This is a genomic window from Tenericutes bacterium MZ-XQ, assembly GCA_002838205.1.
Classification (GTDB): Bacteria; Bacillota_I; Bacilli_A; order Acholeplasmatales; family Acholeplasmataceae; genus Mariniplasma.
Genome location: CP017950.1, coordinates 1,522,069 through 1,539,158, shown reverse-complemented (window position 1 = coordinate 1,539,158; position 17,090 = coordinate 1,522,069). Strand labels below are relative to the sequence as shown.

The 17,090-nt window shown below is 32.2% G+C and carries 17 protein-coding genes; 13 read left to right on the top strand and 4 right to left on the bottom strand.

What is annotated here, in order from left to right:
- Positions 1-3 precede the first annotated feature (3 nt).
- Positions 4-1,218 carry an arginine deiminase gene (locus tag BK011_07630; GenBank protein AUD65569.1) on the bottom strand — a complete coding sequence of 405 codons (1,215 nt, stop codon included), beginning with the start codon at positions 1,216-1,218 and terminating at the stop codon, positions 4-6.
- Between the two features lie 99 nt (positions 1,219-1,317).
- Between BK011_07630 and BK011_07625 the strand changes: the two genes are divergently transcribed.
- Both BK011_07625 and BK011_07620 read left to right on the top strand, forming a co-directional pair.
- Complete coding sequence (locus BK011_07625; GenBank protein ID AUD65568.1) at positions 1,318-2,184, top strand: hypothetical protein; 867 nt, start codon at positions 1,318-1,320, stop codon at positions 2,182-2,184.
- 87 nt (positions 2,185-2,271) lie between these two features.
- Positions 2,272-3,252, top strand: coding sequence for an IS30 family transposase (locus BK011_07620; GenBank protein AUD65567.1), 981 nt, complete (start codon positions 2,272-2,274; stop codon positions 3,250-3,252).
- A 48-nt stretch (positions 3,253-3,300) separates the two neighbouring features.
- Here the strand turns inward: BK011_07620 and BK011_07615 are convergent, their stop codons facing one another.
- Entirely contained in the window at positions 3,301-3,543 is a 243-nt protein-coding gene (locus tag BK011_07615) for a hypothetical protein (protein AUD65566.1), read from the bottom strand.
- Positions 3,544-3,622: 79 nt separating this feature from the next.
- On the opposite strand from BK011_07615, the gene BK011_07610 reads away from it, so the two are divergent.
- The 11 genes from BK011_07610 (at position 3,623) to BK011_07560 (ending at position 13,537) form a co-directional block, all read left to right on the top strand.
- Positions 3,623-4,717, top strand: coding sequence for a hypothetical protein (locus BK011_07610; protein ID AUD65565.1), 1,095 nt, complete (start codon positions 3,623-3,625; stop codon positions 4,715-4,717).
- A 128-nt stretch (positions 4,718-4,845) separates the two neighbouring features.
- On the top strand, positions 4,846-5,310 hold the full coding sequence (locus tag BK011_07605; GenBank protein AUD66167.1) for a phosphatidylglycerophosphatase A: 465 nt from the start codon (positions 4,846-4,848) through the stop codon (positions 5,308-5,310).
- Between the two features lie 88 nt (positions 5,311-5,398).
- The gene (locus BK011_07600; protein AUD65564.1) at positions 5,399-7,771 is read left to right on the top strand and encodes a hypothetical protein; all 2,373 of its coding nucleotides are present in this window, start codon (positions 5,399-5,401) and stop codon (positions 7,769-7,771) included.
- A gap of 13 nt (positions 7,772-7,784) precedes the next feature.
- Complete coding sequence (locus BK011_07595) at positions 7,785-8,210, top strand: peptide-methionine (R)-S-oxide reductase (protein ID AUD65563.1); 426 nt, start codon at positions 7,785-7,787, stop codon at positions 8,208-8,210.
- Positions 8,179-9,150 carry a hypothetical protein gene (locus BK011_07590; GenBank protein AUD65562.1) on the top strand — a complete coding sequence of 324 codons (972 nt, stop codon included), beginning with the start codon at positions 8,179-8,181 and terminating at the stop codon, positions 9,148-9,150. Before BK011_07595 ends, BK011_07590 begins: the two co-directional genes overlap by 32 nt.
- Entirely contained in the window at positions 9,134-9,763 is a 630-nt protein-coding gene (locus BK011_07585) for a hypothetical protein (protein AUD65561.1), read from the top strand. Before BK011_07590 ends, BK011_07585 begins: the two co-directional genes overlap by 17 nt.
- Before the next feature lie 127 nt (positions 9,764-9,890).
- Positions 9,891-10,970 (top strand): leucine dehydrogenase, encoded by a 1,080-nt coding sequence (locus BK011_07580; GenBank protein AUD65560.1) that lies wholly within the window; start codon positions 9,891-9,893, stop codon positions 10,968-10,970.
- Positions 10,971-10,981: 11 nt separating this feature from the next.
- On the top strand, positions 10,982-11,203 hold the full coding sequence (locus BK011_07575; protein AUD65559.1) for a 2-oxoacid:acceptor oxidoreductase: 222 nt from the start codon (positions 10,982-10,984) through the stop codon (positions 11,201-11,203).
- Positions 11,200-12,270 carry a 3-methyl-2-oxobutanoate dehydrogenase subunit VorB gene (locus tag BK011_07570; protein AUD65558.1) on the top strand — a complete coding sequence of 357 codons (1,071 nt, stop codon included), beginning with the start codon at positions 11,200-11,202 and terminating at the stop codon, positions 12,268-12,270. Before BK011_07575 ends, BK011_07570 begins: the two co-directional genes overlap by 4 nt.
- Positions 12,271-13,014 carry a hypothetical protein gene (locus BK011_07565; protein ID AUD65557.1) on the top strand — a complete coding sequence of 248 codons (744 nt, stop codon included), beginning with the start codon at positions 12,271-12,273 and terminating at the stop codon, positions 13,012-13,014.
- The gene (locus BK011_07560) at positions 13,007-13,537 is read left to right on the top strand and encodes a hypothetical protein (protein AUD65556.1); all 531 of its coding nucleotides are present in this window, start codon (positions 13,007-13,009) and stop codon (positions 13,535-13,537) included. Before BK011_07565 ends, BK011_07560 begins: the two co-directional genes overlap by 8 nt.
- 60 nt (positions 13,538-13,597) lie before the next feature.
- On the opposite strand, the gene BK011_07555 is transcribed toward BK011_07560, so the two are convergent.
- Positions 13,598-15,559, bottom strand: coding sequence for a hypothetical protein (locus BK011_07555; protein ID AUD65555.1), 1,962 nt, complete (start codon positions 15,557-15,559; stop codon positions 13,598-13,600).
- Positions 15,552-17,042 (bottom strand): hypothetical protein, encoded by a 1,491-nt coding sequence (locus BK011_07550; GenBank protein AUD65554.1) that lies wholly within the window; start codon positions 17,040-17,042, stop codon positions 15,552-15,554. The genes BK011_07555 and BK011_07550 overlap by 8 nt, the downstream gene beginning before the upstream one ends.
- Positions 17,043-17,090 lie beyond the last annotated feature (48 nt).

The window sequence follows — 17,090 nt, the reverse complement described above, 5'->3', positions numbered from 1 at the left end:
AAATCAGCTGTTTTTACTTTCTCTAATCAGTGGCATACTCATACATCTTGGACCGCCACGACCTCTAGATAACTCACTAGATGGAATTTCGATGGTCTTAACGCCCTCTTCTTGTAAGAGTTTATTTGTGATTGCGTTTCTTTCATAAACAATCACAACACCAGGCGCTATTGCAAGTGCGTTGGCACCATCATTCCATTGTTCTCTATCTGATGCGATTTTATCATCTCCACCACATGGGATGACTGTAATTTTAGTTTTTAAATGATATGAGAATAGACGTTTTATTGAGTAATTTTTAGGGATGATTCTAAGTGTTTTTGGACGACTTCCTCTATAGATTTCATATACATTTAAGTTGCCTAAAAAATCATGATGAATCAAGAACTTATCCTTGTCAACTTGAGTTAAAACTGTATCTAAATGCATGAAACTTCTTTTTTTAGGTAAGTCAATTGCTAAAACAACTTCTGCATCAGTTTTTGCGAAAATGTGTTTCGCAAAATTTTCTACGCCATCTGGTTCTGATCTTTCAGATATACCTACCGCAATCACTTGATCACTTAGAACTAAAATGTCTCCACCTTCAATCGAATAATCTTCAGATCTATCGTAAACTTTAGGTGTATCTTTATAGATTGGATGATATTTGAAAATATATTCACCATATATGGTTTCTCGTGCTCTTGTGTTCTTATACATCTTATTAAGTGAGACATGGTCATAGACAAATGCAAATGGATCCCTTGTAAAATAAAGATTCGGCATTGGATCTGTGATAAATGGATAATCTCTAATGTAGTCTTTCAAAGTTTGCTTTCTGTAAGTCTGAAAATCGGTTTTGACAATACCTGACATCGTTGTTAAAATCATTTCTTTTGTTGGCATGTTGCTCAAGTAATCATAAACTTTTTGTTTTGATTTATGATGATTAAGATTCGATTCTTTTAAAAATTGGTCGATAAATTGTTTTTTAATAGCTGGTGTGTAAAGACTTTCTTCAACTAAATCAGCTAAATAAACAACTTCCACGCCATTTTCTTTCAAAACTTTAGCTAAATAATCATGCTCCTCTTGAGCTTTAATAAGCCAAGGGATATCATCAAATAACAACTCATTTAACCACTTTGGTGTTAAGTTCTCTAGTTCCCTGCCAGGACGATGTAAAAGTACTTTTTTTAGGGGTGCGACTTCAGAATAAACACTAATTTTTTTCATGTTAACCTCCGTATTCAAAATTATTATAACATAAAAATTTCATCTCAAAATGATATCATGTATAATAAAGGAAAACAATAGATAGATGTGGTGATTAAAATGAGAAAATTGGCATTAGTAACAGGTGCAACTTCGGGTATAGGCAAAAGTTTAGTTTTAACACTTTTAAAGGCTAATATTGACGTGATAGGGTTAGGTCGAAGTGATGAGAAAATTGAACAGTTAAAAAAAGAAGTAAATCATTTAGATAACAAGAGTGAACTTATGATTGTTAAAGGTGATTTAAGCAATCATGAAGGCATTATAAATATCTCAAATCAGGTCATACATCTTTTGGAAGAAAAAAACATAAGACTTGATTATATGTGCCATGTTGCAGGAAGAGTTACTTCAGGATATCATATCAGTAAAGACAATCACGAGTTAACCTTTCAAGTAAATCATTTGGCTGTTGTAGATTTAACTTACCAATTACTTGATTATATGAATCAAAATACAAAATCAAGAATACTTGTGGTTAGTTCACAGTCACATTATAGAGCTAACATTAATTTTAATAATCTAGAGACCAAAACACTTTATTCAATTTTAAGGTCATATAAAAGATCTAAACTATATAATGTATTATTTGTAAAAGGATTTGCTAGTAAGTATAAAGATATACCAATATATGCCATTGATCCAGGTTTAGTGAAAACTGATATTGGAACTAAAAACACATCGAAATTAGCTAGTTTCATATGGACATGGCGAGCAAAAAAAGGTATTGATCCTGAAGTTGCCGCTAGACATATGTTAAATGTTATAACAGAACCCAACTTTGATAATCAATCCGGAAGTTACGTCAGACATGGTGTGATTGTAACATCAAATCCAATCACATATAAAGAAGAAGTGATTGAGAGATTGTGGAATGAGACATTACATATGCTTGAAATCAAAGATTTTTTTGCAGATAATTTATAATTACAAGTGCAACACTAAATAAAAATCAAAAAAGTTCATAGATTCCTTTATAATGTAAGTGACCAAACAAACACAAAAGGAGAAACTATGAACTACATACATCTTACCATAGAAGAAAGAACATGTATATATCAGTTATGGTTATCAGGCGTGAGTATTAGACAGATTAGTAAAGCAGTAAAGAGGAGTCCTAGTACGATATCTAGAGAGTTAAAGAGAAATTCATGTGGATATCGTTACAAATACTTACCTCATGTCGCACAAAAAAAATACAACAAACGTCGAATCAATAGCCATAGAAAGGTAAAAATATCACCAATCATCAAAGAGTATATTGAAAGCAAATTGAATCAACAATGGTCTCCAGAACAAATAGCTATGAGAGATAAAGGACAACCTGAAAAAATCCCCTGTTTTTCAACTATTTATAGATGGATCCATAAGAAATATCTTATCAAAGGAAATATGACAAAATTAAGACGTAAAGGCAAGTTTAAACGACCTGCAGAAACAAGAGGACGATTCAATATTGGTAAACCGATAAAAAAACGGCCTAAAGAAGTTTATAAAAGACAATCCATAGGTCACTGGGAAGCTGATACAGTTGAATCAGGAAGATTTAATCATCAGCGCAAAAGTAAATACTGTTTTGTCACATTAGTTGAACGTAAATCAAGACTGTATCTTGTTAAACTGTTGCCCGATAGGACAAGTGAGAATGTCACGGCTGCGATGATTGAATTATTATCACAGTTTCCATCGGAACTTGTAAAAACAATAACATGTGACCGTGGAAAAGAATTTTCTAGATATCAAGAGATTGAAGAGAAGTTAAATTGTCAGATGTATTTCGCTGATCCTTATTGTGCATGGCAAAAAGGAACTAATGAAAATACAAATGGTTTATTAAGAGAATATTATCCAAAAGGAATGGATTTGTCACAAACTGATCATCATGAAGTTAATGAAGTATTAAATCGTTTGAATAATAGACCAAGAAAATGTATCAACTTTAAAACTCCATTAGAAGTAATCAATGAGCACTATGATGCGTTGCACTTGAATTGACAAATTATCTGCAAAAAAAAAGTTAGGGATATCTCCTAACTCATGAGTTTATAAAGTTTTATGTGTGCCATCACAATAAGGCTGATTTTTAGAGTGCTTACAACCACATAAATAGTATGTGCCATCTTTTTCTACAGTAAATGTTTTAGGTGTATGACTACTTCCTTTATGACTTTGAAGGTCACAAAAAGGTTGATGTTCACTTTTTCCACAAGTGCAAAATAAGTACTTTTTACCAGCTTCAAGTTCAACGACATAAGGTTTTTTTTGAGCAATTATTGATTTATCCATATAATAAAACTCCTTTTTCTTTATTATATATTAGATTTATAAATAAGACAAATAAGTGTTCAAACTGAGGAGATAAATTATGAAGAAATTATTAAAAATAACAATCATAACACTGTCTATGCTAATCATTTTCTTTTTAGGGATTATCATTAGATTAGTTTTAGTAAGAACGATTGATATCAACAAACAAGAAAAACACATGGAAATGATAAGAGAGTTGTATGAATCAGGGCAGCATGATGATCTCGATGAGAGTAATTTTGTGAACTTTGATCTTGATAATCCATCTGTAAAATTAGACGATATTCGAATGCTTGCATCACATAATAGTTACAAAAAAGTAGGTCCAGCAATCGGTAGATTTTTCGTTGGTTTAGGTGACTCATTTGCTGAAGCAAGAGCTTTGAATTATGGTTATCAGTCTATAACTGACCAACTTAACCTCGGGATTAGAAGTTTTGAGTTTGATTTAAGATTTAGAAACGGCGTTTTTGAGTTAACACATGTACCACTTGTAGATCAAAGTAGTCAAGCAGTAAATTTTGAACTTGTTTTAGAAGAGATTAAGCTCTTTTCCGAACATCAAACACATTTGCCGATTATCATTTTAGTTGAAGTCAAAGATGATTGGATGATGCTTGATCCATTTTTAGATGCTTTTGACCAAAATGCTTTAACCCTTTTAGATGAACTTATCAGCACTAAACTTCAAACTTATGTATATAAACCATCTCATTTGATTGATGAAACTGAAGTTTTAAGTGATGTCATCATGAATGATGGATGGCCAGTGATTAGTGATCTTTTGAATCAAACGATTTTCGTTTTACATCCAGGAAATTATACTGCGCCCTACTATGAGATGGATAAAACCTTACAAAAACAGTCCATGTTTATAGGAAGTTATTATACTGAGATATTACCAAGTTATGCATCCTTTTTTGTACAAAATGATGTGGATGTAGAAAAAATAAAAACACTAGTTGATCAGCACTTCATGGTGAGAACTAGAATAGATTCTAATCTACATTTTAGTCAATCAAGATTTTTAGATGCTATGGAAAGTGGTGCACAAATATTGACTACTGATTTTTCAATAGGTAGAAGTGACTTAAGTATAGAGGATGTTATTTACTTAGAAAATAGCAAAACCATCATTATAAAAGAGGATTAAAAATATTGGGCTTGATTAATCACTTGATTCGTGTATAATAGTAATACACTCTAAAAATAAAGGGAGGAATCTCCGTGAGTTTTCAAAAGACAGAAGAAGAGCTTCGCGAAGCCCAAAAGAACTATCAGATTGTTGTTGATACACTAGAAAAACGTGGTGTCAAACTAGAAGATATTGCAGAAATCACCTATGACTTACAAAAAAAATATATTCCAAATTTAACTTTGGAGTATTGTTTAGAACATGTAAAAAAAGTTGTAAAGAAAAGAGAGGTTCAACATGCAGTTATTACAGGTGTAGAACTTGATGTTTTAGCTGAAAAAGGCTTGTTATCTGAACCACTTTCAACAATATTATTAAATGACTACGGTTTATATGGTATTGATGAAATCATGGCATTGTCTATCGTTAATGTATATGGATCCATTGGATTTACAAATTTTGGATATGTAGATAAAGCAAAACCGGGAATTATCGGTGTTTTGGATAAGGAAGGAAAAAAACCAAATCGATGCAATACATTTTTAGATGACATCGTTGGGGCTATGGCTGCAGCAGCAGCAAGCTCAATTGCACATAGATTTTCAAAATAAAGGCGCATGCCTTTTTTTCTTATACTTTCAAGAAATTGAGTTTTCATATATAATAGTTATATAAGACTTCATTTATGTAGAGGGATTTATGAATAATCATGATGGTTTTCAAGAAATTGTATTAAGTATTGCAACTGAACTGATTAATATCAACATCAATGAGTTTCATGAGAAAATCGAAAATGCGCTTGCTATGGTGGGCGATTTTCTTGATGTAGATCGTGTTTATGTATTTAGTTATGATCACGATAAACGTGTCATGAGCAATACATTTGAGTGGTGCAATAAAAACGTGTCAAAAGAAATAGAGAATTTGCAAAACATCAGTATGGACATTTTTGATCAAGTATGGGTCAATCATCACTTAGAAGGAAATCCTGTGATTTACGAGGATGTTATTGCACTAAAACAAGGTCATTTAATATATGATATATTAGAGCCTCAAGGTGTAAAATCAGTAACAACACTTCCATTAATGAATGCGGATCAATGTTTAGGATTTGTTGGCTTTGATGATGTTAGAAATAAAAGGCAATGGAATGATAAAGAAATGAACTTGCTCAAAGTTCTTTCCGAGGTTATTACCAATGCGATATTAAAACAGGAACAGCAAAAAGTATTAATAGAACTCAAACAGAAAGCTGATGAGGCTAGTTTAGAAAAAAATCAGTTTTTAGCCAAAATTAGTCATGAGTTTAGAACACCATTACATGGAATTTCTAATGCATTGTATTTACTTGAGTCGACTGAACTTTCGACAGAGCAAAAAGAATATCATGATATTGCATCTTACTCAACAAAAGCTTTGATGTCGATGATTAATGATTTATTAGATATATCAAAAATAGAGAGTGGTCAGGTTGATATTTTTGAAGATATATTTGACCTAGAGAATGAACTGACAAATATGATGTTGACCATATTTTCAAAAGCATATGAAAAGGGATTAGATGTTGATTTTGATTTTGATTACTCGATCAAGCATCATTATATTGCTGACTATTCAAAAATCAGACAAATTATTTTAAATTTATTAAGTAATGCGATTAAATACACACATCAAGGATATATCAAAATGAGTGTTAAATGCATAGAAAAAGGTGATGTATTCGACCTTGTTAGATTTACTATAGAAGACACAGGTATTGGTATTCATGACCATCATATCGATAAGATATTTGATAAGTTTTATCAGATTGATTCGGGAGATTCAAGAAAATATGAAGGTACAGGCCTTGGTTTATCCATTGTAAAGCAGTTGATTGAAAAACTTGGTTCCTCTATAGATTTAGAAAGCACACCAAATAAGGGAAGTAAGTTTTCATTCAATCTATCTCTAAAAAAACAGGGATTTGTTGATTTTAAAGAAGTTCATGGACTTAAAGTATTACTTACCGATCAAGATCTTGTGATGAAACACTTTGAAACGATGTTCCTTTCTATGGGTATGTATGTCAGTTATTTTGAAGAAAATGAACTTCAGAAGTACGATTTTATTGTATTTAATCAGGAAAAGTCTTTAGAACTCATAGATTTTTATAAAAATAACTATGCGAAATCATCTACATTATTTATTAAAGTTGGAAGTTTTGATCGTATACATCACATGCAAATTCAATTATATTTCCAAAAGATCATATCAAGAAAAACTGTATATCAAAAGATAGTCGGGCAATTATTTGAAAGAAAACAAGAACGATTTGATAAATATAACGAGGCATTATCTGGATATGCTTTGGTCGTAGATGACAATCGCTTAAATCGAATTGCACTTGAAAACATATTGAAAAAACAAGGAGTCCATTCAAAACTTGTTGATAGTGGACAAAAGGCTATTGAGGCAGCAAAAAATGAGCGATTTGATATTATCCTTATGGACATTCAGATGCCAGAGATGAGTGGTATTGAAGCATCAAAAAACATTAGAAGCTTAGGTCCGCAATATGGTTATATTCCTATCATTGGGGTAACAGCAAACGCATTTTTAAATGATTATGATTTGATGAAAGAGGCACAAATGAATGACGTGCTATTTAAACCAATTCATATGGAAGCATTAGAACGGATTTTGAGAAAACATCTTTCTGTCCAAAAACAAATCTTTGTGCCAGCTTCTTTTTTAGTTTTTGACCAAAAAGATTATATGTATAGGTTTGATGATAGTTTTGATATTGCTAAATCTGTAATAGAAGCCTTCTTAGGAGAGTATAAAAAAGATATGCATGCGATTAGAGAAGCTATAGAATCAAAAAATCGTATTGAGATTAAAGAGAAACTACATTATTTTAAAGGTTCTTGTTCATATTTATCAGGTAAACGAGCAACATGGTTATTGACAAATATGATGGAAATGAATGAGAAAAAAGATCAATCATCTTTAGAAAAAGCATACGAAGTATTATCATACGAAATCATAAAGCTTGTAGATGTTTTAAAAGTGTTTTTAGAAAAACTAGTATAAGATAGGTGAAAATATGAAAAAAGAAAACTTAAAGAAAAAACTAACACCATTACAATATCATGTGACTCAAGAGCAAGGGACTGAAAGACCATTTGAAAATGAGTTTTGGAATCATCACGAAGAGGGGATCTATGTTGATATCGTATCTGGAGAACCTTTGTTTTCAAGTCTTGATAAATTTGATAGTAGTTGTGGGTGGCCAAGTTTCGCTAAACCATTAACATCAGTCAATACCAAGCTAGATAAAAGCTTTGGGATGATGAGAACTGAAGTTAGATCAAAAGATGCAGATAGTCATTTGGGACATCTATTTACAGATGGTCCTATTGAGCTAGGGGGATATAGATATTGCATCAATTCAGCAGCATTAAGGTTTATCCCAAAAAAAGACCTAGAAAAAGAAGGGTATGGAGAGTATAAAAAGCTTTTCGAAAAGTGATTTGATGAAACCTTATGACATTGATAAAGAGTTAAGAATATTAAGGCCTTTACGGTATAAAAAATATTCTTCGTTTAGAAGAGTTATTTTTAATATGATTTTTAATATGAGCTTATATTTTACGAAACCTACAAAAGGTATGAATAAAAAAACTTATGTCATTAAGGGCTATCAAAATAAGAAAATAAAAGTATTTGTCTTAAAACATAAAGATGAAACAAAAAATGAAAAAGGATTGCTATATCTTCATGGTGGTGGATTTCAAATTGAGGGAACTTTGGTTCATTTGAGAATGGTTTCTGATATGATTGATGACTCCAATCATTTAGCTGTTTTTGTTAAATATAGATTAGCGCCAAAATACCCATTTCCAATAGGATTAGAAGACTGTTATTCAGCTTATTTATGGATGATTGAGAATAAAGATATGCTCGGTATAGATATCAATCAAATATCTATTGCTGGCGATAGCGCGGGTGGAAATTTATCAGTTGGTGTTGCGCTTTTAGTTAGGGATCGACTAAAAAGATCTTTTGAGAGTATGTTGTTGTTTTATCCGGTCATTGACCATAGACAAATCTCACCATCAATGAAGATGTTTGATGATACACCGATGTGGAACTCTATTTTAAATAAAAACATGTGGGAAATATATTTAAAAAATGGTGATTATGGTATGCTTACTTATACATCATTTTTAATTGCTGATTTAAAAGGACTACCAACAACATATATAGAAACTGCGGAATATGATTGTTTAAGAGATGAAGGCATCTGGTTTGCAGAAAAGCTTAAATCATTAGGTATTAAAGTTGTAGAGAGACATATGAAAAATGCAGTACATGGATATGATGCCGTTTTCTTTAGTCAATTCATTAGAAAACGCATCGACGAACGCACATTATTTTTATTAGGGAGATTAGATGATGAAAAAAATTGACATAAGTTCTTGGAAGAGAAAAGATGTTTTTGAGTTTTATAAAGATATGGAGCTTCCAAGGTACCAAATTACAGTTGAACTGGATGTAAAAAAATTCTATGATTATGTAAAAGCAAATAAACGATCATTTTACTTTTCATTTATGTGGATATTACTAGATGAATTAAATAAAATTGAAAATTTTAGATATCGATTTGTAGATGGAGCACCTTCTCTTTTTGATTTAGTTTCACCCTCTTTTACAGATAAAATAGAAGATGGTGATACATTTAAAATAGTGAATGCTGATTTCATAAATGATATTGATGCATTTCAAGAAAAAGCCATTCAAAAATCAAAAAGTCAAGGCAATAAATTTATTGATTTAGAGGAAGAAGTCAGACAGGATTTAATTTATATAACTACGTTTCCTTGGGCTAAGTTTACTCAAACGAGTCATCCTTCAAACATAGATTCTAAAGATGCTGTTCCTCGAATAGGATGGGGAAAATTTGAGAAACAAGGTGAAAAAATGATGATGCCTTTATCCATAGAAGTTCATCATGCGTTTGTTGATGGTTTTCATGTAGGTAAACTGATCAACCAATTAGAAAAACGACTAGAAGAGTACTAATTTTAGTACTCTTTTTTTGGTAAATTATGTTATTTAGAAACATTCTTAAATTTTCTCATGTATTCTTATTATAACTATGTTATAATACAAATGTAAGTGCTTTTAACAAATGGAAGGGAGATTTAAAATGAGCGATTTCAAACACTTTGACTACATGGCCAAACATAGATATGAGCAGGTAGTCTATTTTTATGACAAGACGACAGGATTGAAAGGAATTACATGTATTCATAACACCACATTAGGGCCAGCCCTTGGTGGAACTAGACTGTGGAACTATGAATCAGAAGAAGCTGCAGTGTTAGATTGTTTAAGATTATCAAGAGGTATGACTTATAAAGCTGCTGCTGCTGGGCTCAACTTAGGTGGGGGAAAAACAGTATTAATTGGGGAAGCAGACAAAGTTAAATCTGAAGCATACTTTAGAGCTTTAGGACGCTATGTTCAATCTTTAAATGGCAGATATATTACTGCTGAAGATGTGAATACATCAACTAAAGATATGGATTTTGTTGCTATGGAAACAGATTATGTTGTTGGACTAGAAGGTAAGAGTGGAAATCCTTCGCCAATGACAGCGCTTGGAGCATTCCATGGTATTAGAGCATCACTTATGCATCAATTTGGCGATGAGGATATTTCAAAATACACGTTTGCAGTTCAAGGCGCAGGGCAAACGGGTTATTATTTAATCAAACATTTAGTAAAGAACAATGCGAAAAAAGTTTATTTTTCTGAGATCAATGAAAAACATATCGCAAGACTTAAAAAAGAAAATCCAGATGTAGAGTTTGTTAAACCTGAAGATTTTTATAAATTAGATGTAGATGTATTGGTTCCATGTGCTTTAGGTGGATCTTTAAACTCAGACACGATTCCGCAAATCAAAGCGAAAATTATTGCTGGTACAGCTAATAACGTATTATTAGATGAAGATATTCATGGAGATATGATCAAAGAAAAAGGTATTTTATATGCTCCTGATTTTGTGATTAATGCTGGTGGTTTAATTAATGTTTATCATGAGTTATTAGATTACAATGTGGGACGTGCTACTAGAGATATTGAAAAGATTTATGATCGCTTATTAGACATTTATCATATCGCTGAAAGCGAAAATATCAATACACATATTGCAGCAAAAGTATTCGCGAAGAAGAGAATAGAAACAATTAATCGTTTACATGACAATTATATTAAAAGATAGGATGTGATCAAGTGAAAAAAGGAAATTTAACATTTGACAATGAAGCTTGTAAGGGATGTGAGCTTTGTACGCATGTATGCCCAGTAGATATCCTTAATCTTGACAAAAATAGAATGAATTCTAAGGGATATCATTTGATAAGTGTCACAGATATGGATAAATGCATTGGGTGTGCAAATTGTGCAATCATATGTCCTGATTCAGTTATAAAAGTAGAGGTGGCAGACAGATGAGTAAAGTATTGATGAAAGGTAATGAAGCGATAGCAAAAGCAGCGATTAAAGCAGGATTAGATTGTTATTTTGGCTATCCAATTACACCTCAAAATGAAGTGCCAGAGTATTTATCAAAATTATTACCTGAAGCTGGTAAGGTGTTTGTTCAAGCTGAAAGTGAAGTTGCAGCAATTAATATGGTTTATGGTGCTGCTGGTTCTGGAAAAAGAGTAATGACATCATCATCTTCAGTAGGTATTGCCTTAAAACAAGAAGGTATTAGTTATATTGCAGGTGCTGAACTACCATGTGTTATTGGTTCAGTCATGAGAGGTGGTCCTGGATTAGGAACCATACAACCTTCTCAAGGTGACTATTATCAAGCAACGCGTGGTGGAGGCAATGGGGATTATCACGTGATTGTATTAGCTCCAGAATCTGTTCAAGAAACAGTTGACTTGGTTAAAGAATCTTTTGATATCGCAGATGCATATAGAAATCCAGTCATGATTTTAGCTGATGGACTTATTGGTCAAATGATGGAAACAGTTGATTTAGATATTCCAGTCAAAAAAAGAGAACTACCAAAGAAATCATGGGCAGCTATAGGAACTAAACACCATGAAGGTAGAAATGTTATAAATAGTTTATTCTTAGATCCAAATGAACTGGAACAACATAATTTAAAACTGCAAAAGAAATATAAAGAAATAGAAAAAAACGAAACAAAATATGAAATGATTAATATGGATAATAATCCAGATTATGTCATTGTAGCTTATGGAACAACAGCAAGAATCTGTCGTTCTTCTATTGAAATCTTAGCAGAAAACGGTGTGAATGTAGGCATGATTAGACCGATTTCTCTATGGCCTTATCCTAAGAAAGCATTTAGTGAAATACCTAAGAGTGTTAAAGGTTTAATGGTTGTAGAAATGTCATTAGGACAAATGTTAGATGACGTTTTAATTTCAGATAGAGGTAGACATAAAGTAGCATTTTATGGAAGACCTGGTGGTATTGTTCCAGAACCAGAAGAAATTGTTGAAGCTATCATGACTTTTGATGAAAGAGTGGTGGAATAGATGATTAAATATGAAAGAAGTCTGGGACTTACAGATAATCGAACACATTATTGTCCAGGGTGTACACATGGTATACTTCATAAATTGGTAGCGGAAGTATTAGATGAACTAGGTGTTTTAGATCACACAGTGGGTATTGCATCTGTTGGATGTTCAGTGTTTAGTTATGAATATATCAATTGTGACATGCAACAAGCAGCTCATGGTAGAGCTTGTGCGGTTGCAACTGGTGTAAAACGTTCATTGCCTGAAAACATTGTATTTACTTATCAGGGCGATGGAGATTTAGCATCGATTGGTATTGCTGAAACAATTCATGCAGCAAATCGTGGAGAAAACATCACTGTTATTTATGCGAACAACACCACTTATGGTATGACTGGTGGTCAAATGGCCCCTACAACATTAGTTGGACAAAAAACAACAACATCTCAAGATGGTAGAGTTCAAGCATTACATGGTGGTCCGATTAAGATGTCAGAGATTTTGGGACAAGTAGACGGTGCTGCTTATGTAGAACGTGTCATGCTAACTGATGTTCCAAACATAAGAAAAGCTAAAAAAGCGATTAAAAAAGCTTTCCAATATCAAATTGATGGTAAAGGGTTTTCGATGATTGAAGTTTTATCGACTTGTCCGGTAAATTGGAAAATGAAGCCATTTGACGCAATGAATCGTGTCAAAGAAGAAATGGTTCCTATCTTCCCACTTGGAGTATTTAAGGATGTGATGAGTCATGATTAGAAGAATTAGAATAGCTGGCTTTGGTGGCCAAGGTGTCATGCTTACAGGACAACTCATTGCCTATGCAGCAAACCTACAAGGATTATATAGTGTTTGGGTACCTACATATGGACCAGAAACTAGAGGAGGTACTGCAAACTGTGCAGTGACGATTAGTGATAAACCGATTTACTCACCAATATTTAAAAAAGCTGATGATTTAATGGTGTTTAATCTACCATCGCTTCATAAATTTCAAGATTTAGTTACAGACGAAGGAAACATTTTCTATAATGCTTCATTGATTGAAGAAAAAGTTAAGCAGAAATGTCATATCTATGGTATACCAATGAATGAGATTGCAAATGAACTTAATAAACCTCAGGTTGCTAATATGGTTATGCTAGGTGCTTACTTAAAAGTAAACAATATCTTTAAAGAAGAAGTGATTGTAGAAAGTTTAAAACATTTCTTAACAGGTGAAAAAGAAGCTTTATTGCCAGTAAATCAAAAAGCGATAGCTGTAGGTTATGAATACGTATAAATCAATATAAATTCAAAAAAAGAACTCATTTCTTCATGAAAATTGAGTTCTTTTTTTTGTTTATTTAGGTATGTAATTTGAGATTTCTAGAAAGATATTGCTAAATTCTGATTCCTTTCGATAGAATACTGCTGGACTTCCAAATGGTACTTGAATCATATGTGTTCCTTGACTAAACTCTATACCGCTAAATAGATGAATCCATGTTCCTTCAGGCATATGTATCGATATTTTGCGTTTACCTTTCGATAAGACTGGAAAGACTATGAGATCTTTACCTAACATAAAAGCTTTGTCTGTAAAATAATCAAAATGAAACATAAGAGGTCTAATCATAGGGTATCCACTAGCTTGATATTCATTTTCCACTGCTAAGAAATAAGGCTTTAACATGTAATGTATATTTGTAAAAAACGATGTAAGTCTTAATACTTGATCGTCATGGTCAAATTGAACATTTTTCCAAGGTTTATTACCTTCATGAGATCTCATGATAGGAGTAAATGTGTTCATTTCTAACCAACGTATATAAAGTTCTTTAGAACGTTTAATAAAAGGTACTGTCGTATAGCCTCCGATATCAGAGTGAGAAAATCCTATACCTGAAAATGATAATGACAACATCGCTCTTAAAGCAGAAGCCATGCCAAAGTCATCCGTAAAGTCAACATGTTGATCTCCATTCCAAATGCATGTTGTATAACGACTATTATCTTTATAACCTGCTCTATTAAAGAATAATGCTGATGATAATAGGTTTGACTCTTCTAGAACTTCTCTATTAAGTTTTGCCCAAAGATCTGGCCAGTGATTATGAAGCTCTTCGGCAGTCCCAGAATGAAGTTTACATTTTACAGGTAAATATTCCCCGAAATCAGCCATCCAACCCATAATACCTAAGTCAATATAGTTTGTTTTAATGATGTTTTTAAACCATGTATAAGCATCTTTATGTGTTAAATCAACAATACCAAACAAAAATGAGGTTGCTTTTGTTAAAAACGGAGTTCCATCAGCGTTTTTAACTAAGTAATCAAGCGCTAATGCTTCCTTATACATATCACCATTTGCATTTAAATAAGGGTTTATATAAGCAAGAAAATGAATACCTTTTTTATGCCATTTGCTGATTTGATCTTTCAAATTTGGATATAGCAAATGATCTACTTCCCAGTTCCAATAAACTTGTTTACCGAAAAAAGTATATAACTCACCACACCAATCTTGGGACCAAACCCCGTTGATTTTCGCATCATAGTCTATTAATTTATTGAGTTTTCGATTAATGATTTCAGTCCCACCTTGAATTGAAAAAATCATGCCATCATAAATCCAATCGGGCAATTTTGGTAATTTACCTATGTGATGACTTAATGCGCCGGATAGTTCAAGAAGTGACGGTTTTTTTACGAAATCAATCTGATTTACTTTTGAATACAAAGATATCTGGTGTTCATCATTTTTTGAAAAATCAAATATTGCATAGCCATATGTATCAACATGACAAAAATAGTTTTGTGAAGAGACAAAAGTTGGTGCTACAAAATATGTTTTATAGTCCTTAAAAGGCCATCTTTTAGGCTTTAATTTAAACATACGTCTAATAATTTTATGATATATCTGCTTTCTCGTAATATGTTCTTCAACCCAGTTTCTCACGATATTTCCTTTTAGATTCAAATCTGTGAAATGTTCACCCATACCAAATATGCGCTCTTCCAAATGAGAGTTTATGTTAAGTCTAAAGGGTTGATTCAAATTGATAAATTTTAAACTAAGTTGTCCTTCTTGGTTTGAGATAACTTCGATTTTAAAGTCATTCAAATCGATAATATTATCTTTAATTTTAAATGATTTAACAGGTTCAAAATGTGTCTCATCTTGAAAATCAAACTCACCATTTGTCATTTCGATATTTAAGGCTTTTTCTCCGATAAATAAGCAAGGTTTATCTAGACTGTGCCTTAAAAGAAGCAAATCATCTATATAAATTTCAAAACCATCTTTGATACGATTAATCATGATTTACGCCTTCTTTTTTCCATAAGCTTTGATAGTCTTGGCCTGTAATGCTTTCAATGATTTGTTTATGATCTGAAGCTACATCTGTTTTTGAACCGCCAGCTTTTAATCTAGAAATCTCAGACATAAGTATTTCATGATTATTTGGTGATATTTTATATCTAAAAGAAGATATAATACCTAGAGTTAATAGAACAACTGGTCCAAGTAGGAACATTAAGCGAATACCAAGCAAAGTTTCAGGTGTTTGTGTTTGGACAACGTCGTTTAATGGTTCTTGATAATTCACTGCTTCAAGTCCCACACCAACTAAAAACAATGCGACTGCTTGAGCTATCTTTCTCATAAAAGTCATCATACCTGCATAGATACCTTCACGTCTTTTTGTAGTAATCATTTCATCTGCATCTACTACAAAAGCTAGCATGTTGTAAGGTGTCATAACACAACCACTTAATCCCAAACCAACAAAAGCACCGACGATTAATAATGCCCAAATAGGTATATTTTGATTAATCATGAAAAGTGCAAATACTGCAATCATCCAAATAGTTGCGTGTATTCTATAGGTTTTGGCATTTCCAAATTTGTTGACTAATTTCATTACGATAAATAAAGACAACATTTGAATAATAACGACAACACCTAATAAAACTTGATAGTTTTTGTATTGATTCAAATAATCTCTAATGAAATAGATTAATAAAGCATTAAAAATATCCATTGAGACATAAGCTGCTATATACATAGATGTATGAATACGTAATGACTTGTTTTTTAGTGTGGATCCAAAGTCTTTTGATATTTTTTTAGCTACCTTAGGTAAAGGTAGTTTTTCAGTTACTTCAAAAATGTGTTTTTTCTCAAATGTTCCAAGGAAAACAAAAATCCAAGGAATAGAAAAAATTAAACCAAATATAGTAGCCATGACCATATAACCTAAACTCGGATTCGAATCAAAGAAGTTTATAATGGTAAGTGGTAATACAGCACCCAATAACATACCACCTTGTGAGAATAACATTCTTATGGTAATCAGTTTTGATCGTTCTTGATATTGATTCGTCATCTCTGAAGGCATAGAGTTATAAGGCACCATGACTAATGTAAATACAGTATTAAATAATAGATAAACGAGTAAGTAATAAATAAATTTGGCTACATCGCTAGATAATCCAAAAGAAGACCATAATAAAAACCACGACAAAAAGATTGGGATGATCCCTATTAAAAAGTATATTCTTCTTCGACCATATTTGCTTTTTGTATTGTCAGAAATGTAACCCATGGTTGGATCAGTAACTGCATCCCATACTTTACCGATTAAGATGATTGTACCAGCAAGTGCTGGTGTGATTTTTGCAACATCTGTTAAAAATACTAAAAATAACGCACCTATAATGAAAAAAGCTCCGCCACCATATAAATCCCCAACAGCATACGAAAAAATATTTTTCATTGTTAAATTTTGTTTCTTTTCCATGTGTTTCTCCCTCTCGTAAAAGCGCTTTCTTTATAAAAATGATACCAT